This window comes from Roseateles sp., assembly GCF_047654805.1.
GTDB lineage: Bacteria > Pseudomonadota > Gammaproteobacteria > Burkholderiales > Burkholderiaceae_C > Pelomonas.
The window spans coordinates 2,654,991-2,678,522 of record NZ_JASGIV010000001.1 but is presented as its reverse complement, the minus strand read 5'-3'; the positions used below and the strand labels follow the sequence as shown (position 1 = coordinate 2,678,522).

Sequence of the window (23,532 nt, the reverse complement as noted above, 5' to 3'; positions counted from 1 at the left end):
GCTACTTTCTTGGGGAAGCGAGCAGGAGCCGGCGGGCCCTCTGCAGAAATGGGGGGTCGATCATCTGGCCGTCGACCACGAAGGCCGCGCGTCCCAGCGCGGCGGCGTCGTCGGCCGCAGCGACGATGCGCCGCGCCTGCTCGATGAGCGCGGGGTCCGGCTGGAAGATCTCGTTGGCGGCCGCGATCTGGCTGGGATGGATGCAGCTCTTGCCGATGAAGCCCAGCGCACGCGCCATCGCGGCCTCGGCCCGGAAACCGTCGGCGTCCTTGATATCGGGAAACGCCCCGTCGCAGCAGAAGACGCCGGCCTCGGCAGCCGCCATGCTGAGCAGGAACATGGCCGCATGCACGTTGGCCGGCGTGCGCCTGTCGATGCACGCGGGCTCGAAGAGGTCGCCCAGCCCCAGCTGCAGACCGGCAACACGGGAGTGCGCGGCCGCGATCTCTGCCGCCCGCCGCAGCGCGCCTGGGGTTTCGATGTTGGCCAGCAATGCGGTGTCGCCCGCGAGGCCGGCGGCATCCATGGCTTGGACGGCTGCCAGCACATCGCCGGCGCCCTGCGGCTTGGGCAGGTTCACCAACCTCACGGAGGTGCCTTTGAGTGTGTCCAGATCTGCCGTGAAGTGCGCTGACCCGATGGGATTGACCCGCACGATGAGCAGCTTGTCGCTGCTTCGGGCCTCAGCACTGCGCAGGAAGCGGCCGACCTCCGACCTTGCCTCGTCCTTGCGGTTCTCGGGCACTGCGTCCTCGAGGTCGATCGAGAGGGCGTCCGCGGCGCTTGCCAGCGCCTTGGCGAACAGTTCAGGGCGAATGCCGGGGACGAAGAGCTTGCTGCGCATAGGGGACACCGTGGGTGCGCGGCAGTATCTTTTCAGAAAAACTTTCTTGCTGAGATTTCAGACGATAGATTTTCTGTTGTTTTGATCGAAGGCCGGATGGATGTATCCACCGGCCTTGCGGGAGCAGCGCCCTCAGGGCAGCCAGGGCCTGGCCGCGCCGGGACCAGACCGGAAACCGTCAGGCCTTGGGGTTGAGCCGATAGCCCACGCCCGCTTCCGTGATCAGCCAGCGTGGCCGATTCGGGTCCGCTTCGATCTTCTTGCGCAAGTTGGCCATGTGGACCCGCACGTAGTGGAGGTCTTCCATGTGGTCCGGCCCCCAGACCGCCTTCAGCAGGTGCTGGTACGTCATCACGCGTCCGGGCGCGCCACAGAACTCCTGCAGCAATCGGTACTCGATGGGTGTGAGGTGCAGCCGCTGCCCGTCCCGGCTCACCTGCCGGAGCGTGCGGTCCACCACGATGTCCCCGAAGCTCAGCACCGGATCGCTGTCGTGGCCGCCGCCGCTGCGACGGCGCAGCTGCACCCGAACGCGTGCCAGCAACTCGGCGACGCCAAAGGGCTTCACAAGATAGTCGTCAGCTCCGGCATCGAGGGCCTGGACCTTGCGTTCCTCGCCCTCGCGGGCCGACAGCACGAGGATGGGAGCAGCCGACCACCCGCGGAACTCGCGGATGAAGTCCAGGCCGTCCCCGTCGGGCAGGCCAAGGTCCAGCACGACCAGCTCCGGGCGTCGGGTGGCGGAGTCGATCAGGCCGCGCTGCAGGGTCCCTGCCTCAAAGACCTCCAGCCCTTCGCTTTCCAGCGCCATGCGGACGAAACGCCGGATCTCCGGCTCGTCCTCGATCATCAGTACACGTGCAGCACCCATCGTCTGCTTCCTTCGATTACACCGGCGGCTTGCCCAGAGGCAGCTCGACCCTCACGCAGGCTCCGCCATGCGCGACATTGTGGGCGGTGATCTGCCCGCCGTGCGCCTGCACGATGGCCTTGCAGATGGCCAGTCCCAGTCCCACGCCCGGTGTCGCGCTTTCCCGGTCGCCGCGCTCGAACTTGTCGAAGAGCTGGGCCTCGCGGCCCGCAGGGAACCCAGGGCCGGAGTCCGTCACATCGATCTCCAGATGGCGCCCGGCCACGCGGGCGTCGATGCGGATGGGGCTGCCTGGTGGCGTGTACTTGGCTGCGTTCTCGAGCAGGTTGACCAGGACGCGCTCAATCAGCACGGCGTCCAGCTCAACGAGGGGCAGATCCCCCGGCAGTTCCACGGCGACGTCGCGTCCGGCCAGCACTTCGTCCATGCTTGCCAAGGTGGTGCCGACGACCTCCTGCAGCGGCAGCCACTGGCGATTCAAACGCACGGTGCCCGACTGCAGCCTCGCCATGTCGAGCAGATTGCTGACCAGCGCGCTCATGCGCAAGGATGAGCGGCGCATGGCCTCCGCGACCTCTGCCTGCTGCGTGCTCAGGCGGGGTGGCGCGAGCTTGAGGGCGTCTGCCAGGCCGACAAGGGCGGCCAGCGGCGTGCGAAGGTCATGGGAGATCGCGGTCAGCAGCGAGTTGCGTAGTCGCTCGGACTCGATCTGCAATGTGCTGTGCTGGGCGACCTCGATGTAGTGGATGCGCTCCAGCGAGATGGCAAGCAGCGCCGCGCAGGTATCCAGCAACTCGCGCTCGTCCGGCAGCCAGCGACGACCGCTGCTTTCGACGGCGAGCACGCCGCGCACCCGCATGGGCGCGGTGAGGGGCAGCATCAGGCAAGCGCTGGCCGGCAAGGTGTCCGTGCATTGACCCGCCGGTTGACCGTGGTCGAAGGCCCACTGGGCGACGCCCAGGTCCGGTTGAACGGCGGCGCCTGGCAGCACGCCGAGGACTTCCCGACCTGGCGAAGCACCCAGAGGTGGTGCCAGCACGGCCGAGGCGGCGCCGAACTCCGCGCGCAGGAAGCGTCCGGCGATCTCCGCCACCTGTTCAGGGACCAGCGCCGCCCCCAGGTCCCGAGACATGGCGTAGAGGCCGCGCACGCGGCGCTCCCGCTCCTGCGCCGCCTTGGCCTGAGCCTGCAGTCCCGCGGCGAGCTGGCCGATGACCAGGCCGACCAGCAGCAGCACTGCAAAGGTGACCAGATACTGCGCGTCAGCCACCACGAAGGACCAGCGCGGCTCGACGAAGAAGAAGTCAAAGGCGGCGACGCCAAGCAAGGCCGCCAGCGCCGCCGGAGCACGGCCGTATCTCAGCGCAACGCCGACGACGTTGAGCAGATAGAGCATGGCGATGTTCGTGGTGGCGATCCACGCCAGCAGTGCCTGCGCGACGAACGTGGTCGCCCCGACGCCGACCAGGGAGGCCGCATAGCCCCGCAATGCGCGAGGCGCCAGCAGTCCTCGAACCTGCGGCGCCGGCGTTTCGCTTTCGCGTGCCGCGGTGGGCAGCGCCACCTGAAGCACGTCCATTTCCTCCGCCTGCCGGTTCAGCGCATCGGCCAACGACGGGCGGCCCGGCCAACGCCATGCGTTCTCGCGGCGACCCACGACGAGTCGCGACAGGTTGTGCTCACGCGCATAGCCCGCGAGCGCCGTGGCCACCTCAGGTGCCGAAAGCACTGCGGTCCGGGCGCCGAGGGATTTGGCCAGTTCCAGCGTTCGCTGCACCCTCAGCCGCGCCGGGTCGCTCAATGCCTGCGCCGTCTCAACGTGCACGGCGTGCCAGTCCAGCCCGAGTTGCTGGGCCAGCCTCGCGGCGCTGCGAACCACCTTGTCGCTCGCGGCGCCCGGTCCGACGCAGGCCAGCAAGGACTCGCGGTTGGGCCAGACCGACGCGGCGCTGTGCTCGCGCCGGTAGGCCTGCATCTGGTCGTCCACGCGATCGGCCGTGCGGCGCAGCGCCAGCTCGCGCAGCGCCAGCAGATTGCCCTTGCGGAAGAAGTTGCGCGCCGCCCGTTCGGCCTGTGCCGGCAGGTAGACCTTGCCTTCCTTCAGCCGCTGCAGCAGCTCGTCGGGGGGAAGGTCGACGACAACGACCTCGTCAGCCTCGTCAAACACCTTGTCGGGCAGCGTTTCCTGCACGCGGATGCCGATGATGCCGCCCACCACGTCATTCAAGCTCTCCAGGTGCTGCACGTTCAGCGTGGTCCAGACCTCGACACCGGCCGCACGCAGCTCCTGGGCATCCTGCCAGCGCTTGGCATGGCGCGAGCCGCGCACGTTGCTGTGGGCCAGCTCGTCCAGCAGCAGTACACCGCCAGGCTGCTCCTTCCCCCAGGCCAGCGCGGCGTCGAGGTCGAACTCGCGAAGCGTCTGGCCGCGGTAGGCAACGTCCTTCAGGGCCAGCCGAGGCAGATCGCGGGTGATGGCTTCGGTGTCGATGCGGCCGTGCGTTTCGACGACGCCTATGCACACCGGTCGCCCCTGCAGCTTCACCGCGTGCGCAGCAGCCAGCATCGCGAAGGTCTTGCCGACGCCGGCATTCGCCCCGAAGAAGATCTTCAACCGGCCGCGCCTTGCGGCGGCCTCCTCATGCTGCACTCGGGCCAGCAAGGCATCGGGATCGGGACGCGTATCAGTCACGGTGGGAGCAAGACCACATCATCGTCTATCGTTTCTCGGGTGCTGCGGGTCCATCTGAGAGCGGCTGGGAGGGCGATAGTGTGCGCTGGCGCTGCGGGTATGGCGCCGCGATTGCCACTCCATCAGCCCCCAGACTGCGACCAGCGGCAAGGCGACAGCGCCCAACGCCAGCAATGCGTACAGATAGTCCATCCCGCGCTCAGTGTGCGGCTGTTGGCACGAGTGCGTCCAGCGCGAGGTTGAGCTTGAGCACGTGCACGCGCGGTTCACCGATGAAGCCGAGCACACGTCCTTCGGTGTGCTGGTCCACCAGTGCCTGTACGCGCGCCAGCGGCAGTCCCCGGGTCCGGGCCACGCGGGCGGCCTGGTAGTCGGCGGCGGCCCGGCTGATGTGGGGGTCAAGGCCACTGGCCGAGGTGGTCACAAGGTCCACAGGTACGGGCGCGGTATTGCCCGGGTCGGCCGCGCGCAATGCGTCGACCCGCGCCCTGACGGCGTCGGCGAGGGCCGGTGCGGTGGGTGCGAGATTGCTGCCCGCGGAGTTGGCCGCGTTGTAGGGCATGGGCGCGGTGGCCGATGGGCGGCTCCAGAAGTGGCCCGGGTCCGCAAAGGCCTGACCGATCAGCGCCGAGCCGATCGGCTTGCCGTCGCGCACGATGAGCCTGCCGTTGGCCTGCTCAGGAAACACCGACTGTGCGACGCCGGTGACGACCAGCGGATAGGCCAGGCCGGTTACAAGGCTCAGCACGACGAACAGCGTCAGGGCCGGACGCCACAGCGGCACCTCGGGACTGGCCGGGCAAGCAGCGGGTGTGGAAGGCATCGTTGTCATGACGGTACTCCTGCTCAGAAGACTTTCTTCAGGCCGACCACCAGCGCGGTCTTGCCAAGGAACTTGCCGTCGGCCGGGCTGGCATAAAAGCGCCGGTCCGCGTCGGTGCCGACGATGGCGGCGCTCAGCACGAGGCCGGAGAAATCCCTTGCCAACGTCAGCGAGTAGTCGGTGTAAGAGGCCGCTGCAAGGCGTTTGACCGTCTGATGTCCGACGTGGGGTGCCAACGTGAGGCCGTCGCCGAGGTCCAGGGTCGCCGTCACTTCCAGATAGCCGGAATTCTTGGTGTCGGTGTTGCCGAAGAGGTTGGTTGTGCTGTGTGAGTACTTGGCGGTGAGGAAGCCGTAGGTCATTGCGCCATAGACCTCGAAGGTATTGGCATTCGCAAAGCCCGCCACCTGCTTCAGCCCGTTGCCCGGGTAGAGGTAGTACAGCACGCCAACGTCAAGCATCAGGTCCTTCGCGACCTCGGTCCTGTAGCCACCATAGAGGTCGGTTTCGACGTTGGCACCGCCGCCGGGGATGTCTTTGATCCACCGGATGGTCGAGCCCCAGGCGCCGACGTAGAGGCCGTTCGGCGCGGCGTAGTCGATGCCGCCTTGCAGTGCTGGCTTCAGGCGGGACTGGGAGATGCCGCGGTAGCGGTACTCGCCAACGGCAGCCACGTTGAACGAAAGCGGATCGGCTGGGGCTGCGGTCTCGTCCGCGAAGGCGGGGGCAGCGGCAGCGGCGAGGGCCAGCAAGGTAGTGAGAGTCTTCATGGGTGAATGAACGAGATTGGGGATGCTCAGGCGAGGCCGAGCGCGGCGAGGGTGAGGTCGATGGCCTTGATGCCGATGAAGGGGGCGATGACGCCGCCCAGGCCGTAGACCAGCAGGTTGCGGCGCAGGAGGGCCGCGGCACCGATGGCGCGGTAGCGCACTCCCTTGAGCGCCAGCGGGATCAGCACGACGATGATCAGCGCATTGAAGATGACGGCGGACAGGATGGCCGAGTTGGGGCTCTCCAGGTGCATCAGGTTCAGCGCCGACAGTTGCGGATAGGTCGAGACGAACGCCGCTGGCAGCACGGCGAAGTACTTGGCCAGGTCATTGGCGATGCTGAACGTGGTCAGCGATCCGCGCGTCATCAGCATCTGCTTGCCGGTCTCGACGACCTCGATCAGCTTGGTCGGGTTGCTGTCGAGGTCGACCATGTTGCCCGCCTCCTTGGCGGCCTGGGTGCCCGTGTTCATCGCCACCGCCACGTCGGCCTGGGCCAGCGCGGGTGCGTCGTTGGTGCCGTCGCCCGTCATCGCCACGAGGCGCCCCTGGGCCTGGTGCTCGCGGATCAGCGCCAGCTTGGCCTCGGGTGTGGCTTCGGCCAGGAAGTCGTCCACACCGGCTTCGGCGGCAATGGCAGCTGCGGTCAGCCGGTTGTCGCCTGTGACCATGACCGTCTTGATGCCCATGCGGCGCAACTGCGCAAAACGCTCCCTGATGCCGGGCTTGACGATGTCCTTCAGTTCAACGACGCCGAGCACGTGCACTCCGTCGGCCACCACGAGTGGCGTGCTGCCCCGCCGAGCGGCCTCGTCGACCGCAGCCTGGACACTGGCGGTCCAGTGGCCGCCCAGGGCTTCGACATGGGCGCGCACGGCGCTGCCTGCGCCCTTGCGGATCTGGCGACCTTCCAGGTCAACGCCGCTCATGCGGGTCTGGGCAGTGAAGGGGACGACAAGACCTGGCACGGGCGCTGCCGCCTGGGCCCCCAACCTGCGGTCGGCGAGCGCCACGATGCTGCGGCCTTCGGGCGTTTCGTCGGCCAGCGAGGCCAGGCGTGCCGCCTCGGCAAGCTGGGTCTCGCTGGCACGGTCCACCGGCCAGAAGGCGTCGGCATGACGATTGCCCAGGGTGATGGTTCCGGTCTTGTCCAGCAGCAGCACATCCACGTCGCCGGCGGCTTCCACGGCACGCCCCGAGGTCGCGATGACGTTGGCCTGCAGCATGCGGCTCATGCCGGCCACGCCCACGGCCGACAGCAGTCCGGCGATGGTGGTGGGGATCAGGCACACCAGCAGCGCCACGAGGACGACGATGCCGACGGGCTGACCCGATCCCGTGGCGACCACGCTGAACTGCGAGAACGGCAGCAGCGTGACGCAGACGCCCAGGAAGACGAGGGTCAGCGCGACGAGCAGGATGGTCAGCGCGATCTCGTTGGGTGTGCGCTTGCGCTGGGCGCCTTCCACCATTGCGATCATGCGATCCACGAAGGTCTCGCCCGGATTGACGGCAATGCGGGCGACAACCCAGTCCGACAGCACTCGGGTGCCGCCAGTCAACGCCGAGAAGTCGCCGCCGCTTTCACGGATGACGGGTGCCGATTCGCCCGTGATGGCGCTCTCGTCGACCGAGGCGACGCCCTCGACGACTTCCGCGTCCGCGGGGACCATGTCGTTGGTCTCGATGAGGACGATCTCGCCCTTGCGCAACGTGTCGGCCTCGCGTGGATGCCACTTGAGGGCATCGCGCCCCGTGTGGGGCTTCCAGGCATCGATGACCTTGGCCCAGGTCTGCTTCTTCAGGCCCCGCAAGGACGCAGCCTGCGCCTTGCTGCGGCCTTCGGCCAGCGCTTCTGCGAAGTTGGCAAACAGCACCGTGAACCACAGCCAGACCGTGACAGCGATGACGAAACCGTTGGGCTGGGCGATCGACAGTCCCGTCGTCAGCAGGCTGCCGAGGTAGACGACGAACATCACCGGGTTGCGCAACTGCGTGCGTGGGTCCAGCTTGCGAAAGGATGCGGCCAGTGCCGAGCGGGTCAGCGCTGGATCGAACAGGGAGAAGCCGGTGCGATTCATGATGCGCTCCAGAGGATCAGGTGCTCGACGACAGGGCCCAGGGCCAGCGCCGGTACGTAGTTCAGAAGGCCGACCAGCAGCACCGAGCCGATCAGCAGCACGACGAAGAGCGGGCCGTGCGTTGGCAGCGTTCCCTCGCCAGGCGTGAGCCGCTTCTTGCCCGCCAGTGAACCCGCCATGGCCAGCACCGGCACGATGACGCCGAAGCGGCCAATCCACATCACCAGGCCGATCAGCAGGTTGTAGAAGGGCGTGTTGGCGGACAGCCCGGCGAATGCGCTGCCGTTGTTGTTGCCGGCAGAGGACAGGGCATACAGCACCTCGCTGAAGCCATGGGCGCCGGGCGCCGCGATGCCAGCCCTGCCAGGCTCCAGGATGACGGCGATGGCGGTACCCGTCAGCACGGCCAGGGGCGTGATCAGGATGGCCAGCGACACCATCTTCATCTCATGCGCCTCGATCTTCTTGCCCATGTACTCTGGCGTGCGGCCGATCATCAGGCCCGCGACGAAGACGGACAGGATGGCGAACACGAGCATCCCGTAGAGACCCGCTCCGACACCACCGAAGACGACCTCGCCCAGTTGCATCATCACCATGGGAACCGCGCCGCCCAGGGGGGTGAAGCTGTCGTGCATCGCGTTGACGGCGCCACAGCTCGCGGCCGTCGTGATGACGGCGAACAGGGATGAGGCCTCGATGCCGAAGCGGACTTCCTTGCCCTCCATGTTGCCGCCGGACTGCAGGGCGGTTGCGGCCTGGCCGACGCCAAGGCTGGCAAGGCGTGGGTTGCCGGCCTGCTCGGCCGCGGTGGCGACCACCACGGCGACCACGAACATCGCCGTCATCGCACCAAGCAGGGCCCAGCCCTGACGCATGTCCCCGACCTGGCGGCCCATGACGAAGCAAAGTGCCGCCGGGATCAGGAAGATTGAGAGCATCTGCAGCGCGTTGGACGCTGCGGTCGGATTCTCGAAGGGGTGGGCCGAGTTCGCGTTGAAGAAGCCGCCGCCGTTGGTGCCCAGCATCTTGATGGCCAGCTGCGAAGCAACCGGGCCGAGGGCAATGCTCTGCGCCTGGCCGCTCATGTCTTGCATGGCGGGCAGGCCGTCGGGGCCCTTCATCGCTTGGCCGTCGCCGCCGAGCCTGGGCACTTGCCAGGTCTGCGCCTCGACGGTCGTCACGTCCTGGTAGGGCTTGAACGTCTGCACGACGCCCATGCCCGCGAGCGCGGTGGCGCACACGAGCGACAGGGGCAGCAGTACCCAGAGCGTCGCGCGGGTCAGGTCCGTCCACACGTTGCCGATGCTCCTGCCCGAATGGCGTACGAAGCCGCGGATCAACGCGAAGACAACGGCGATGCCGGTGGCCGCGGAGAGGAAGTTCTGCACCGTCAGCGCGAGCATCTGGGTCAGATAGCTCATCGTGGATTCACCGCCATAGCCTTGCCAGTTCGTGTTGGTGACGAAGCTGATTGCGGTGTTGAAGGCCGAGTCCGGTGCGACCGGCCCCATGCCCTGCGGGTTCAGCGGCAGCCACTGCTGCAGCCGTTGGAGCCCGTAGACGGCCATGACGCCAAGCGCGTTGAAGATCAGCAGGCCCAGGGCATAGCGCAGCCAGCCTTGTTCGGCTTCGGCGTCGACGCCGGCGAGCCTGAGCAGGTGCCCCTCGACACGGCGCAGCCATTCCACACGGCCTTCCATGGCGGCATGGATCCAGCGCGCCAGTGGCCACGCCAGGGCCAGCAGGACCGCCAGGAAGACGAGCAGTTGAGTCCAGGCAGAGGTGCTCACGTCAGGTCCTCCGGAAACAGCAAGGCCCAGAACAGGTAGATCACGAGAAAGACCACCAGCCCGGCCGCCACCCATTCAGGAACGGTCATGAGCGGCCTCCGTTGCGCTGGTCGCGCAGCCGCTCGCAGCCCCAGGCCGCCAGTGCCGTCACGAGGGCGAGGGCAACGCCCAGCCCGAGAAAAACGATGTCCATGACACCTCCTTTGATGGGAGGAATTCTGGAAAACACGGCATCAAGACGCTGACAAGAAGAGGGGGGCGGATATCAAGATCGCATCAAGAAGCGATGGGTTTCGTGCCGGGCACCCGCCGCACCGTTTTCCCGCGGCGGCTTGAAACGCAGAGGCCTGGCTGCCGACGACGCACGGGCAAGCCGAGCAGCAGTCCGCCGTCGGCGTGAATGCGCAGGCTCCCAGGGCTACCGCTGAGTTCACAGGGCGTGGTTCGCGGTAGCCTGTGGTTCGGCCAGGCGTTGCTGGATCAGGCCCTGGCGGCCCGGCGCTGTTTTGGCAGGCACCGGCTGCTGGCGCGGACGCTGCATCGTTCTGCCATCGACACGCTGCAGAATCCGGCCGCCCAGGCCCCAGAACACTTCGAAAGGTTCCACGATGCCCCGCTCGATCCAGCCTCCTTCCCGCCCCGCACATGGCCCCCGCGCCGCCGGTCTGGGGGCGCTGCTGCTGGCTGCCGTGGCCTCGGCCGCTGCCGCGGCGGTCAATGTCACTGCCGACACGCCGCTGCTGGACATCTATGTTCCGGGGCAGGACAGCTACAACACCCCTGAGAAGAAGAACTACGCGCTGCTCAATCCCAAGGCGCCGCCCCCTGCCTTCAAGGAAGACAACGCCGTTGCCCGCCAGTGCGGCAGCCTGGCCTACGCCACCTCGCTTGTGGACCGTGCCGCCGTCGAGCGCGCGCAGCAGTCCGGGCGCAGCATCGCGCAGGCTCGCCAGGTGTGGGAGTTCGAGCAGACGCGGCTGCAGGCCCAGGCCAGGATCGTGGACGGCAGCCTGGCCCGACGTACCGTCGAGCCTGTCGGCCCGCGCCCCACGGGTGGTGACGCCGCCCCCCGCGGCCGGAGCGATGCCGTGGTCCAGCCCCGCAACGGTGGTGGGCCCGAGGCCGCGCCACGCTCTGCCGGCCTGCCACGCATCACCGCCGGCGGCTTGCTTGGCATGCTCGGCATCAAGCAGCCCGCCGCGCCCAGCCCATCGGCCCAGCCGGCGCCCGCGGGCCGCGCCCTCGGCACGCAGCCCTCCGACATCCGCGCCTTCATGCCGGACTTCGACAAGATGAAGCAGCAGGTCGACCATAACCAGGCCGTACTCGCTGCGCAGGACGAACGGCTCAAGGGCCAGGAGCAGCAGTACGCCCGTGCGCTCACCGATGCCCTCGCGCAGGGCCTGGATCGACTGTCTGCCGCCGGCCAGCCCCTGTCGCTGGCGCAGCTCAACGACTTCGAGATGTTCCGCGCCTACCAGGTGGAGCAGTGCATCGCCGCGCGCAGCGTTCCCGACGCCGCCACCCGCGCCCGGCTCGACGCGCTGTTCGACCGCTATCAGCCGATGGCTGCGGCCTCCATTGCCGCCGCGCGGCCCCAGGTGCTGCACGACATCCAGGCCGCCCGCAACCCCGCAGCCTTCCGCGAGGTCTGGGCCGGGCATTTCAGCACCCCCTGGCTGAGCAACGCGGCAGAGAAGGACCCCGAGCTCGCCCAGCCCGTCACCCAGCGCATGAGCATGCTGCTTGCGCAGGAAAAGCGCGAGCGCGAGGACGCCGAACGCCGTGCCGCCGAGGAGGTGGTCCGCCAGGCCGCCCTCGTCAAGAAGCGCTATCTCGACAACGCCGCGCGCAACGTTGCTCCCACCGAGGACGAGGTCGCCAAGCTTGCCACCACCTACCTGATCGAGAACACCAACGCCGAAGGCCAGCTCGGCCGGCTGCGCCGCATCAACGACCGCTCCTTCGACCAGGAGATCGACCATTTCCTCTGGGGGCGCCGCCGCATCACCAACACCGTCCAGCTCGTCAACGACCTGCGCTGCCAGCCCAAGGGCAAGGTGCAGTCCTGCACCGCCAAGGTCAACACCATCCACTACCGCTTGCAGGAGGGCCAGCAGGACCGGCAGGAGTTCAACGTCACCGAAACCATCGAAGCCGACTATCAGTGGACCGCCGACGGCCTGGAGTCTGCCGGGCTGAAGAAGGGCGTCAGCGCCCTCATCAGCGTGAGGGTCAGCGGCGGTGGTGGTGGTGGCGGCAGCTCCTCGGGCTCAGACCGCGCCCGCGATCGGGAGCGCGATGACTTCTATCGCGAGTCCGCCCGCCGCAGCGCTGCGATGAATGGCGACTCGTACAACGGCCAGTCCAATGGTTCGCTGAGGCGCGAGTTCGGTTTCAGCCCCAGGTAGTTCCGTCTTTCAAAGGTGCTTGCGGGGTAACCACCGAGTCACGCGCCGTCACCCGAGCGTCTAATCTTTTGAAACAAGATGAGACGTGAGGAGGCGCGAATGGGGCAGCGCTATCTGTTGGCCGTTGCACTGACTGCAGGGCTCGCCATGGCTGCAGGTGGGCCGGTCCACGCCGCTGCGGCTGGTTGCGGCCCGTATCGAGTGGGGCTCAAGGAGTATCCGCAGGTCTACGAACGCCCCGCCAAGGCGGCAGATCCGGCAGCGGAGCCGGCGGGACTGGATCGCGAGTTCTTTGCGCTGCTGTCTGCCCGTAGCGGTTGCAGCTTTGTGTATGAGCTCGAATCCCAGCCGCGCGTGTGGTCGCGCCTGCGTGACGGCTCGCTGGACATCACGAGCTGGGTGGTCCCGACGGATGAGCGGCTGCAGTCAGTCGTTCTCATCCCCATCCTGACCGTACGCCCGCTGGCCTACGTCTGGACATCGGCAAGAGCCAGTACCCGGGAGGCATTCCTGGCCAGGCCGGATTTGCGCGCCGTCTCGGTCAAGGGCGCGTCCTACGGCCCGGGCTACGACGCCTGCCTAGAAGCACTGACCGCCAGGCGGGTCAGCTCGGTCTCCGACGTCGACACGGCCGTGCGCGTGTTCCTGGCCCGTCGCGTGGACCTCATCATCACCTATCCATGGGTGATGGCGCGTCACCTTCCGGCGCTGGCGGGAAAGATCGAAGTCGCGGACTGGTACGCCGATGGCCGTACCCTCAGCTCTGGCCTGGCGCTGTCCAAGAGGACCATCTCGCCTGAGGATCAGGCGCGGCTCCTTGAGGCCGTGAAGGGGATGTCGGCGGACGGCACGTTCAGGCGCCTGGTTGAGCGCTATCTGCCCGGAGGAGGGGTGGGGTTCATCGATCCGATCCGTACGCTGGCAACGTCGGCGGCTGCGCCGGAGCCGGCCAGATGATGGCGCGACGCATGGAGGGCGGTCCGGCGAGTGCCTGGCGGGAACTGAACCGATGCTGATGACGGGCCGCCGATGGTGGGTCGCAGCGCTCTTGTCCGCCCTGGGTTGGCCCGCCCACGCACAGCAGGCACCTCATTGGCGCGTCTGCATTCCGGAGCTGGTTGCGCCGCCCTACCTGTACAACGATGACTCGCGGCCTGGCATCGCGGAGCGGATCGTCATCGACGCCGCAAAGGAGGCCGGTCTCGTCGTCTCGCTGGTGAGGCTTCCTCCCCGGCGGTGCCGGGCCGCGATCGAGGGCAATGAAGCGGATGCAGTGCTCGTGTCGCCCGCTGCCGAGGTGCGCCAGCGCTACCTGTTTCCCGCTCGTGCAGACGCCATCGATGCCTCGCTGCGAGTTGCAAGCTTCAGCTTTGTCTGGATCAAGCGAAAGGACAGCCCATACTCCTGGGATGGCCGGCGGCTCGCCGGAGGCACGGCCTCGCCGATCACCGTCGGAACGCGGGTGAGTGCGAGAGTCGCGCTGGAGTCCCTGCGCTCCATGGGCGTTGAAGTCGATGACTCGGCCCTGTCCACCCGACAGTTGCTGCTGAAGGTCGCGGCAAAGCGGGTCGACCTCGGCGTTGCCGTTCAGGAAGAGGTGCAGTACCTCATGGACGACCCGGCCATGGACTCGCTGGTGGTTCTTCCCCGGCCGCTCGTCCGAACCGAGCTCTATCTGGCGATACCCGTGACGACGCCGCCGAGCCGCAGGCGTGAGGTGCAGGCGTGGTGGTCGGCGATCGGCCGTGTGCGGGGCAAGGCCGAGTACAACGTCCGCTGACGACTCTCATCCTGGCGCTTTGGTCTTTCAGCGCCGCGGTGCCGGCGAGCCCGACACCGATGCGGAGGCCCAGCATTTGCCGCAGATCCAGGATCCCGCGTTGCTCACCCAGGCCATTCGCATTGATCCAGCCTTCAACAGGGCGCGGGACCCGTCCATCCGAGCAGCGAGCGGCTGTCGCCCTGGCTGTCGCTCTTCCTAGTTCCGCCAATCTCCCTCAGCTGGCTTTGTCCGCGCAAAGGGCTTGGTGCTGCCCAGCCCGGCGTGTCGGCGAGTGGCCTGCCCCAGCGATGGGCCGAGCGATGGGGGCATGGCAGTCTGCAACGCGGAGTTCACCGAGGTCCACGAGCGGCCGCAGCGTGGCTCGCAGGTACGACACGCCATGCGACTGCTGGAGTTCGGTCGGCGTGCGAGCATCGTCGACGCATTCCGCAGAGCGAGTTTGTCGGGGCACCGCTGCCTCGCCAGAGGTGTGCGAGCGGCATGGCGATCGGCCAGCGCCCGCAGCTTCATTGCGACGGGCCGTAGCGCTTCAGCGTGCCTGATGTTTGCGGGTATCGGGCAGGAAGGCAGTCGCAACCCCGAGCAACGGGAGGAACGACGTGACGCCGTAGACCCACACGATGCCGTACCTGTCGGCCAAGTCGCCCAGGCCTGCGGCGGCAATCCCGCCGATGCCGAACATGAGGCCGAACATCAGTCCCGACACCATGCCGACACGACCCGGCACGGCTTCCTGGGCGTACACCACAAGCGCCGCAAAGGCTGACGACATGATCAGGCCGACGACGATGGCCAGCACCGCCGTCCAGAACAGATTGGCGTAGGGCAGCGCCAGCGCGAAGGGGGCGACACCAAGGAAGGAAATCCAGATCACCGCCTTGCGGCCGATGCGGTCACCAACCGGCCCGCCAGCGAAGGTGCCCGCGGCGACAGCCGCAAGGAACATGAACAGGAACAACTGACTCTCCTGCACGCTCAGGCTGAACCGCTCGATCAGGTAGAAGGTGAAGTAGTTGGTGAAGGACGCGATGTAGACGAACTTCGCAAACATCAGGACGCAGATGACGGCCACGGCCTGTGCCACCTTGCCGCGGCTCAGGCCTTCATTGCGGCCCCGGGCCAGGCTCTTGGCCTTGGCCTGCCCATGGTTCAGTACCCACAGGGTCAGGCGGTACAGCACGAAGATGGCGAGCAGCGCGAACACCACGAACCATGCGATGGCACCTTGGCCATGCGGGATGACGATGGCCGCAGTCAGCAGCGGCCCGATGGCACTGCCGGTGTTGCCGCCGACCTGGAACGTCGACTGGGCCGTGCCGAACTTGCCTCCCGACCCGAGGCGCGCGATCCGCGATGCCTCGGGATGGAATGTGGCAGAACCGACGCCGACGATGGCTGCCGCGACCAGCAGCATGGCGTAGCTGTCGGCGCTGGCCAGCAGCGCGATGCCGATGAGCGTCATCACCATTCCCGAGGGCAGCAAATAGGGCTTGGGGTGCTTGTCCGTGTAGAGCCCGATCCAGGGCTGCAGCAGCGACGCTGTGACCTGGTAGACCAGGCCAATCAGGCCGATCTGACCGAAGCTGAGCGAGAAGTTCGATTTCAGCAACGGGAAAACCGCAGGCAGCATGGCCTGGATGAGGTCGTTGAGCAGGTGAGCGAACGCCGCGCCGCCCACGATGGGGAGCAAGAAGCCGTGGGTCTGGGAGTCGGTGGCGGTGCTCGGCGCCGATGCATCCGGCTGTCCAAGCGTGGCGGTTCTGGAGGTCATTGATCGCGGCCCTGTGCGGCTGGCCGAGCCAGTGGGGCATGAGAAAGATGGGAGCCTGGAGACTACGACGCCCTTGCGCGTCCGTATCGCGCTATTCCGCCATTTTCTGTAGAGTTTCCGCCAAATGGTCTCCAGCATGCGCCGATAAGCCTGAGTGCCCGACCGTTGAATCAGCTTCCGGGCGGCGGCTGCCTGAACTTCTTTGGCGCGGCTTTCCGACGGGCGTCGTCGTGAATCTCGATCGACCGACTCGGTTGCTGACAAGATGGGTACTGTGCTACCCATATTGCATTGATATGGGTGTCATGAGGCCCAAATGAGCGCCGACGCGTCAATGATGAACCGGCACCTGCTGCCCCAGATGGGTGACCGTTTGCGTGATCTGAGAAAGGCTCGAGGACTGACCGCAGAGCAGTTGGCCTTGGCTGCTGGCATCACCCGCAAGACGCTGCACTCGGTGGAGTCGGGCGATCCTTCGTCAGCCATCGGTACCTACCTTCGTGTGATGGCGGCCCTCGGCATCAACGGCGAACTGGCCCTGCTGGCTGACGACACGCTCCCCCAGCGCCGCCGGGCTCGGCTGCCGCGCGATCCAAGCGACTGCCACCTGCAGTGAACGTGGAGATCGGACCCTCTTCAGCCAAGCACCGGACGCAGGACCTCCTTGGCATGGCGCTTCATGAGGAGGCGGTACGCCTTATCAAGCGGAACCCACAACTGGCCGACAAGGCGAAGCGCGTGCAGGTCGAGTGGATGCCCGGCGTCAACTATCCTGAGCTGCCAGCGTCAACTATCTTGAGCGGTGCGGATGGGTGTTGATCACGGTGTTGGAGGTGCGCTGCGTTGCCGGCGCGCCGGCAACGCAGCGCGGCGTCGGTAGCTGTCCACGTTCATCTCCAGGATGGTCGAGTGATGCACCAGGCGGTCGACCGCAGCCACCGTCATGGCTTTGTCCGGGAAGACCTCATCCCACGCCGAGAACGGTGCGTTGGCCGTGATGGCCAGGCTCTTGCGCTCGTACCGCTCGGCGATCAGCTCGAACAGCACCGAGGTCTCGGCCTGGTCGCGCCGTGCATAGCTGAGGTCGTCCAAGATGATCAAGTCGAACCGGTCGAGCTTGGACAACTCCGCCGGCAGGCGCAGGTCGCGCCGGGCTGCCTGCAGGCGCTGCACCAGCTCGCTGGTGCGCACGAACAGCACCTTCAGCCCACGGTCGATCAGCGCGTGGCCGATGGCCGCCACGAGATGCGTCTTGCCGGTGCCCGGCGGGCCGAAGGCCAGCAAGTTGTGGCCCTGCGCAATCCAGCTGTCGGCCTCGGCCAGCGCCATCACATGGGCCTTGGAGACGGCCGGCACCGCAGCGAAGTCGAAGTCGGCCAGGCTCTTGCCCGGCGGCAGCTGGCTGTCGACCCGTGCACGGGCCAGGCGCCGCGTCTCGCGCTCGGCCATCTCATGGCCCAGCAGCGTGTGCAGCAGCCGCTCGGCCGGCCAGCCCTCGCGGTTGGACTGCGCGGCCACATCGGCCCACAAGCGCTTGATGGTCGGCAGGCGCAGCTCGGTGAGCATCAGTGGCACCGCTGCCCCCGATGCATTGGTGTCGGCACTCATGCGGCCTCCAGCAGTTCGTCGTAGACCGCCGCTGACGGCAGCACCACGACCACCTGAGGCATCGCAGCCGGTCGTGGCGCGAACCTGTCCCTGAGCACATCGATGTCGGGGAGCTCGGCGCCATCCAGCAAGCGAGCGAGTTCGATGGCCAGCTCTGCCACCACGTTGGCTCGGTCGGCCAGGTCCAGCAGGTCCACCATCAAGCGGCAGGCCGCCCGCTCGGGCAACGCCTGGCTAATGTGCTCCCAGGCCAGGGCGTACTCGCTGCGCGGGAACATCGCATCGCGCAACACCCAACGCGCGAAGGCGCCGGGCTTGCGCTTCAAGTTGGGCAGCATGTGACGCCAGTCAATGCGCTTGGGGTGGCGATCGGCCGTGCTGGCATGCAGCCGCTCGCACTCGAAGACCTTCACTCCGCCCAGCCAGGCGTCCAGATAGGTGCTGTGCAGCCTCACCTTCAACCGTTGACCGGCCAGACGCGAAGGCACGCTGTAGAGCACGCCCTTGGCGCTGAACACGCCGAACTTGCTAACGCGCGCATCCATCTCCTCGAAGTCGGACGTGCGCCGAGTCGGCAGCGGTTGAAGGCTGGTGCGCTCGACTTCCCATGCGCGCGCGCAGCGCGCGTTGAGCCGGCGCACGGTCTCCGCCACGAACTGCTCATAGGCCGGCAGGTCATCGAACTCGCGGCTGCCACGCAGCAGCAGAGCCTGGTCCAGTCCGCGCTTGAGGCTGCCTTGGCGCGCTTCAATGGAGCCGTTCTCGTGGCTCACGCCGGTGTTATTGCGCGTGGGCCGCATGCCATAGTGCTTGCACAGGGCCTGGTAACGCCGCGTCAGCTCTTCGCGCTCGGCCAGGTTGTTGAAGGCCGCCGACAGGCTGTCGGTGCGGTGTTCCTGCGGGACGCCACCGGCCATCCATAGCGCGTCTTGTAGCCCTGCAGCCAGGCTCTGGAAGCTCTCACCGCCCAGGACCACCCTCGCATGGCGCCAGCCGCTGTGGGCCAGCGCGAACTGGTACAGCCGGTGTGGGAAGGCCAGCCCCCCCAGACTGACGTCCAGATCGTCGGCCACAGTGAAGTCCGACAGCCCCAGCCGGCCCGGCGGATGCTCCTGCGCGAAGAACAACTCGCGCTCGCCGCCGTGCTCGGCGCGCCACTGGCTCACGCGCCGCTGCAGCGTGCGCAGCACTCCATCGGCGAACCGCTCGGGGTGGCGGCGCTGCAACTCCTCCAGCACGGTGACGGCCATCAACGACGGTGCGCCTTCCAGCATGGGCACCACCTCACTGGCCCACACCTCGGCCAGCGGGTCGGCGCGGGTGCGCCAGTGTCGCGGTGGGCGTTGTGATGGCAATGTCGTCGCCGATTCCAGCCGCCGCGCGCTGGCCACGCTGATGCCCGTCTTGGCTGCAGCAGCCTCCTGGCTGTGCTTGCCCCTCAGTTCCTTGTACTTGCTCACTTGCAGGTCCGTTATGCGTTTGCCGGGCACCGTGGCTGCCTCCCTCTGGAAGCCAACCACTGTAGGAACCCACCCGCAAAACGCTCCCCGGCGGCCTGCGTCAACCGCTCACGATAGTTGTCGCTGAGCGCTCAAGATAATTGTCCGCCGCCAAGTGGATGACGGACCAGCCTACATCACGTTCCATGAGCCTGTGGCGCGAATGGATGGCCATCTTGTCCAACTACACATGGCAGACGGTGATGGCGCGTCTGCACGGCGAGTCCATGGATTTCTGTCCACCGACCCGCCCTACCTCGTCAACTACCGGGACCGCCCGGCCGCTCGCTGGCCGGCGACAAGGTGGGCGACTGGCTGCGACCTGGCTTTGCGGAGGTGTCCCGACGGCTGAAGCCGCAGACGATCTGTGTGAGCTTCTATGGCTGGACCCGGGTGGACGAGTTCGTCGCGGCCTAGCGCACGACGCTGGCGGTCTGGTCTGCAGACGCTCTGGCTGGCTGTTTTGCCATCCAGGATCTATCATTCACTGAACTATTCATTTGACTATTCAGTGGGTGCAAATGGTGGCAGGCCATTCTGTTGACATCCCTTATGAAATCGAGCGGGCCCTTCGAGGTGGAAGACTGTCTGCTGCCAATCTCGTTGAGGCGCTGGGAATCAGCCAACCGACGTTCTCCCGAGCTATTCGTCAACTAGGACAACGAGCGACCTCGTTCCGCGTTTCAGGTGAGCGGACGCCGCAGTACGCCCTGCTTCGGCAGTTGCCCCTTGGGATTGATCCACGACAGCGTGTGTACCGCTATTTGAGCAACGGCAAGGTCGAGCCATTCGCGGAGGTCGAATTTCTCGCCGGTGGGGCCACCCTCGAACGCATTGGCGGCGCCAAGGCCACAACCCGCGTCTACGAAGGTCTGCCTCCATACATGGCGTTTGCAGCACCGTCCGGCTTCCTCGGGCGTCAGCTCGCACACGAAGCCGCGCGCAGCCTGCAGTTCCCCGAGAGCCTCAAAGACTGGGGTGACGATCACATGGTCGCCTACCTTTTCACCCGTGGTCTGAATCTGCCGGGCAATCTGGTGTTCGGTGACACGTCCTTGCAGGCGGAGATTGAATTCCGCGCTGCGGCACCGACGCCTGCAGCGGAGAAGCTCGACCAGTACGTGGCTATGGCCAGCGCGTCTAAGAGCGCATCCTATGGGTCCAGCGCCGGTGGCGAACAGCCGAAGTTCCTCGGACTCACAGGGGACTCGGGCCACGTCATTGTGAAGTTTGCCAAGCAGGGCAGTCGCATGGCAGAACTGCTTCCGCTGGAGCATCTGGCGCTGCGCACCTTGGCTGAGCTGGGCGTGCCAGCCTCGCGCACCCAATTGCTGGCCGGCGGCGAGTACGTTTTTCTCGAGGTCCAGCGCTTCGACCGCAATGGCCTCACGGGGCGGGTCGGCATGTTGTCAGCTGGCGCGGTCGACGACGAGTTCTTTGGGCAAAGAGGCTCGTGGCCTGAGTTTGCCGCTCGTTGCGTGCAAGCCGGCTATCTGACGGTTCAGGACGCATTCTGGGTCGACACCATGGCGGCCTTCAGTGAACTCATCGGCAATGGGGATCGCCACTTCGAGAACATCTCTATGCTGATCGGCGAGGACGGGGAGTACCTCGGTGTTGCGCCTGCCTACGACATCCTGCCGATGCGGTATGCCTCCATCGGCGGCGGCGTGGATCCTGATCTCACGGACATCGTGCCAAAGATAGGCACCATCGGCGCGAAGCCCGACGTTTGGGGCCTGGCAGCAAGACTGGCGCGGCGGTTCTGGACTGCAGCTCAGGAGGAGGAATTTGCGGCCCCCCTGTCGCCCGCGATTCGGGAAATGGCTGCGAGGAATTTGGCTGTCGCCATGGCGTTTGTCGAGCCGTTGGTTCCCAGCGCCCAATAGGAACATGGGGCACGTTGCCCAGCGACATGCGGCACGCCCACTGTGAGGCGAACAGGTGACCGCGAGTGGCTGTTGCGGATGGTGGCGCACAGGATTGCCGATCCACGCATCTTGAAACTGATCAGGATGTGGCTGGAGGCTGGTGTCCTCGAGAGCAACGAGATGCATGAAACAGAACGGGGCACACCTCAAGGATCGGGCAAGCGCCCCACCGGGCATCAAGCCAAGCGCCGCCTCGATGGCCGTGCGGAACGTTGTGCGTACCTCCGCGGTAGCTCGAATGATGTACGCGCGAGCGTGCTTGAGAGCGTCTGGGTCCAATCCGCGGGGTAGGCAAGCACGATCTCGGCGTCGACGGGGGGCGTTCCCCTTTGGGACGCTTGACTATGCGCGTTGGGTGGCGCGTTCATTTGTCAAACGCAGCCATCGGCGGTTCACCGTCAGCGGCCACTGTGCGAGTGGAGTTCTTGATGTTAACTGTACAATGCGTCCTAAGGACGCATTGTACAGTTTCCATGGAGGACTATCGGTCCGTGGGCATGGACAGGTCTTTGCGACTGCAAGCCGGCACTAGACTGCGTCCTGAGGACGCAGTCTAGTGCCAGTGGTGGATCCGTCAAGAAAGAGACGCGGTATGAACTCGTATGACCGCTCCGGGCGGAGCGGGGCAATGCAATGACGACTTGACAGGTGGTTGGAATTCGATATAACCTTCGTCCTAAGGACGAAGGTTATATCGACGAGAGAGTGTCCCGCGAATTCGCTTGCAGAGTAGCCGTTCATGAGCACAGAAGAGCCCAAGCGCATCACGATCCCCGCCGCCCTGGGTCAAGTCCTGGGCGAACGCGGCCGGCCCACCGTGTCGTTCTACGAGCTGGCTCTCGCCGCCTGGGATCTGTGTAAGCGCACCGAACTTCACGGAGTGCCGCTACGCGCGCATAAGGCTAGGCTGGACTGGGCTTCATTCCGTCGCATCCATCAACTGATGCTGAGAAATGGCGTGCTGCGTCCCATCCAAGGCATCTCGGGCTCGCCCGTCTATACGCTGATCGGCGCAAGCGTCGGTGACGCGAAAGTGCTGGCCTGTGCGGCCGATCCCTTTTGCTACATCTCCCATCTGAGTGCGATGGAGTTTCACGGGCTGACGGACCGCATGCCGGAGCAGTTGTACATCTCCTCTCCAGCTCACGGTCCCTGGAAGCAGTTCGCCGCTGAACAGATGCAAAAGGATCTAGGCGACGACCATGCGGACTACCTCGCGGCCGGGCTGCCGCAGCTTCAGCGCTCCAGGCCGGAAAAGCTGCTCGGCAAGCCCGTGCACCAGTTCAACAGCCTCCACCTGGGCGCCTATCGCAACTTCAAGGAGCAGCACATCAGGGTGGCCACGCGCGGGCGCATCTTCCTGGACATGCTGCGGGACCCCGAGCTTTGTGGCGGCATCAGCCATGTGCTGCAGGTCTACCAGGAACATGCGAAGCAGTCGCTGCGCCTCATCCTGGACGAAGTCGACCAGCACGGCAAACCCATCGACAAGGTCCGGGCAGGATGGATCCTCGAAACCCTCTGCCAACTTCGAGATCCCAGGATCGATGCCTGGACAGTCTTCAGTCAACGAGGCGGCTCCCGAAAGCTGGATGCATCGGCCGAGTACAGCCCCGAGTTTTCGGAGCGTTGGGCGCTGTCCATCAACGTGCCCGTTCTCGTCGAATGAGCAGACTTGACCTGCCAGCTTGGATCGAGGCAGAAACGGAGCCCGGCCGCCGCGAGTTTCGACAGGCCGTTCACCTGATCCTCAGGGCCATCGCCCAGTCTGAGGCGCTTGCCCCGGTCATGGTCATGAAGGGCGGCATCCTCTTGGCCATCCGGTATCAGAGCTCGCGCTTCACCAAGGACGTTGACTTCTCCACGCAGCAAAAGCTGCAGGACGTGAGTCTTCCGGGCTTCATCGAGCAGATGCAGGAGGCCCTCGAACAGGTCGGCGTCGAGAACGACTACGGCCTGGCGATGGCGCTGCAGTCGTATGCCCTGAATCCCAAGAAGCGGGACAGCCTCTTCGCAACTCTGCAGATGAAGATCGGCTACGCGAACCGTGCAGTGGCCAACGAGCTCAGGAAGCTCAACGCCGGCCAGTCCGCCAAGACCGTCCAGATCGACTACAGCTTCAATGAATGGGCGTCGGACGTCGAGGAAGGCGACATCGACGGCGGCGTGCTGGCGATGTACGCCCGCCACGACCTCATCGCCGAGAAGCTGCGGTCCGTGCTGCAGCAGCCGATCCGCAATCGCTCGCGGTTTCAGGACATCTACGACCTGCGTCTACTCCTTGATTGCATGGACTTCAACGATGAGGACCGGGCCCTCGTGCTGCACAAGTTGATGGCCGCCTCCGAGGACCGGAAGGTACCGATGGACCCGATGGCCATGCGCAGCGATCAGCTGCGCGAGCTTTCGCAGCGCGACTATGCACAGGTGCTGGCACTCATTGCGACGCAGCCCCCATCGTTCGAAGAGGCCTACGGTCGCGTCCAGGAGTTCTATGAAGGCCTCCCTTGGCCTCCCAGCGCTGCCTGATGCCACCGAATCGGTCCCAGCATGTCTTCTGGGGCAGCGTGACGATCTTCGGCGCCACGGACGAAAGCTGAATCAGCCTGGCCGCGAGCTCGCCGAATCTGCTTAGCGTGATAGCGAGGTAGTCGA

19 protein-coding genes are annotated in these 23,532 nt (G+C 66.2%); 7 read left to right on the top strand and 12 right to left on the bottom strand.

What is annotated here, in order from left to right; translation table 11 throughout:
* Position 1: 1 nt before the first annotated feature.
* From QM732_RS12030 to QM732_RS11990, 9 genes are all read right to left on the bottom strand, one after another.
* The gene (locus QM732_RS12030; RefSeq protein WP_415656367.1) at positions 2-844 is read right to left on the bottom strand and encodes an HpcH/HpaI aldolase/citrate lyase family protein; all 843 of its coding nucleotides are present in this window, start codon (positions 842-844) and stop codon (positions 2-4) included.
* 178 nt (positions 845-1,022) lie between these two features.
* The gene (locus tag QM732_RS12025) at positions 1,023-1,715 is read right to left on the bottom strand and encodes a response regulator (RefSeq protein WP_415656366.1); all 693 of its coding nucleotides are present in this window, start codon (positions 1,713-1,715) and stop codon (positions 1,023-1,025) included.
* Between the two features lie 16 nt (positions 1,716-1,731).
* Complete coding sequence (locus QM732_RS12020; RefSeq protein ID WP_415656365.1) at positions 1,732-4,407, bottom strand: DUF4118 domain-containing protein; 2,676 nt, start codon at positions 4,405-4,407, stop codon at positions 1,732-1,734.
* Between the two features lie 199 nt (positions 4,408-4,606).
* Entirely contained in the window at positions 4,607-5,239 is a 633-nt protein-coding gene (kdpC, locus tag QM732_RS12015) for a potassium-transporting ATPase subunit KdpC (RefSeq protein WP_415656364.1), read from the bottom strand.
* 14 nt (positions 5,240-5,253) lie between these two features.
* The gene (locus tag QM732_RS12010) at positions 5,254-6,000 is read right to left on the bottom strand and encodes a TorF family putative porin (protein ID WP_415656363.1); all 747 of its coding nucleotides are present in this window, start codon (positions 5,998-6,000) and stop codon (positions 5,254-5,256) included.
* A 26-nt stretch (positions 6,001-6,026) separates the two neighbouring features.
* The gene (kdpB, locus tag QM732_RS12005; RefSeq protein WP_415656362.1) at positions 6,027-8,081 is read right to left on the bottom strand and encodes a potassium-transporting ATPase subunit KdpB; all 2,055 of its coding nucleotides are present in this window, start codon (positions 8,079-8,081) and stop codon (positions 6,027-6,029) included.
* Positions 8,078-9,874: a potassium-transporting ATPase subunit KdpA gene (gene kdpA, locus QM732_RS12000; RefSeq protein ID WP_415656361.1), complete on the bottom strand. Its 1,797-nt coding sequence runs from the start codon at positions 9,872-9,874 to the stop codon at positions 8,078-8,080. The genes kdpB and kdpA overlap by 4 nt, the downstream gene beginning before the upstream one ends.
* Entirely contained in the window at positions 9,871-9,963 is a 93-nt protein-coding gene (gene kdpF, locus QM732_RS11995; protein ID WP_415656360.1) for a K(+)-transporting ATPase subunit F, read from the bottom strand. The genes kdpA and kdpF overlap by 4 nt, the downstream gene beginning before the upstream one ends.
* A gap of 341 nt (positions 9,964-10,304) precedes the next feature.
* Complete coding sequence (locus QM732_RS11990; protein ID WP_415656359.1) at positions 10,305-10,481, bottom strand: hypothetical protein; 177 nt, start codon at positions 10,479-10,481, stop codon at positions 10,305-10,307.
* Between the two features lies 1 nt (position 10,482).
* Here QM732_RS11990 and QM732_RS11985 point away from each other — a divergent pair, with 1 nt between their 5' ends.
* The 3 genes from QM732_RS11985 to QM732_RS11975 all read left to right on the top strand — a co-directional run bounded on the left by QM732_RS11985 (position 10,483) and on the right by QM732_RS11975 (position 14,065).
* Positions 10,483-12,285, top strand: coding sequence for a hypothetical protein (locus tag QM732_RS11985; protein WP_415656358.1), 1,803 nt, complete (start codon positions 10,483-10,485; stop codon positions 12,283-12,285).
* Between the two features lie 99 nt (positions 12,286-12,384).
* Complete coding sequence (locus tag QM732_RS11980; protein WP_415656357.1) at positions 12,385-13,242, top strand: transporter substrate-binding domain-containing protein; 858 nt, start codon at positions 12,385-12,387, stop codon at positions 13,240-13,242.
* Between the two features lie 52 nt (positions 13,243-13,294).
* Positions 13,295-14,065 carry a hypothetical protein gene (locus QM732_RS11975; RefSeq protein WP_415656356.1) on the top strand — a complete coding sequence of 257 codons (771 nt, stop codon included), beginning with the start codon at positions 13,295-13,297 and terminating at the stop codon, positions 14,063-14,065.
* Between the two features lie 532 nt (positions 14,066-14,597).
* Here QM732_RS11975 and QM732_RS11970 read toward each other — a convergent pair.
* Positions 14,598-15,839, bottom strand: coding sequence for an MFS transporter (locus QM732_RS11970; protein WP_415656355.1), 1,242 nt, complete (start codon positions 15,837-15,839; stop codon positions 14,598-14,600).
* 316 nt (positions 15,840-16,155) lie between these two features.
* Between QM732_RS11970 and QM732_RS11965 the strand changes: the two genes are divergently transcribed.
* Positions 16,156-16,455 (top strand): helix-turn-helix transcriptional regulator, encoded by a 300-nt coding sequence (locus QM732_RS11965; protein ID WP_415656354.1) that lies wholly within the window; start codon positions 16,156-16,158, stop codon positions 16,453-16,455.
* A 203-nt stretch (positions 16,456-16,658) separates the two neighbouring features.
* On the opposite strand, the gene istB is transcribed toward QM732_RS11965, so the two are convergent.
* A complete protein-coding gene (gene istB / locus QM732_RS11960) occupies positions 16,659-17,447 on the bottom strand; it encodes an IS21-like element helper ATPase IstB (RefSeq protein ID WP_415654705.1) in 789 nt (262 codons plus the stop codon).
* Positions 17,444-18,937, bottom strand: a complete 1,494-nt coding sequence (istA, locus tag QM732_RS11955; RefSeq protein WP_415654706.1) for an IS21 family transposase — start codon at positions 18,935-18,937, stop codon at positions 17,444-17,446. Before istA ends, istB begins: the two co-directional genes overlap by 4 nt.
* A gap of 530 nt (positions 18,938-19,467) precedes the next feature.
* Here istA and QM732_RS11950 point away from each other — a divergent pair.
* From QM732_RS11950 to QM732_RS11940, 3 genes are all read left to right on the top strand, one after another.
* Positions 19,468-20,835, top strand: a complete 1,368-nt coding sequence (locus tag QM732_RS11950; protein WP_415656353.1) for a HipA domain-containing protein — start codon at positions 19,468-19,470, stop codon at positions 20,833-20,835.
* Between the two features lie 781 nt (positions 20,836-21,616).
* Positions 21,617-22,546 (top strand): type IV toxin-antitoxin system AbiEi family antitoxin domain-containing protein, encoded by a 930-nt coding sequence (locus QM732_RS11945; RefSeq protein ID WP_415656352.1) that lies wholly within the window; start codon positions 21,617-21,619, stop codon positions 22,544-22,546.
* Positions 22,543-23,406 carry a nucleotidyl transferase AbiEii/AbiGii toxin family protein gene (locus QM732_RS11940; protein ID WP_415656351.1) on the top strand — a complete coding sequence of 288 codons (864 nt, stop codon included), beginning with the start codon at positions 22,543-22,545 and terminating at the stop codon, positions 23,404-23,406. The genes QM732_RS11945 and QM732_RS11940 overlap by 4 nt, the downstream gene beginning before the upstream one ends.
* Positions 23,407-23,532: the final 126 nt, after the last annotated feature.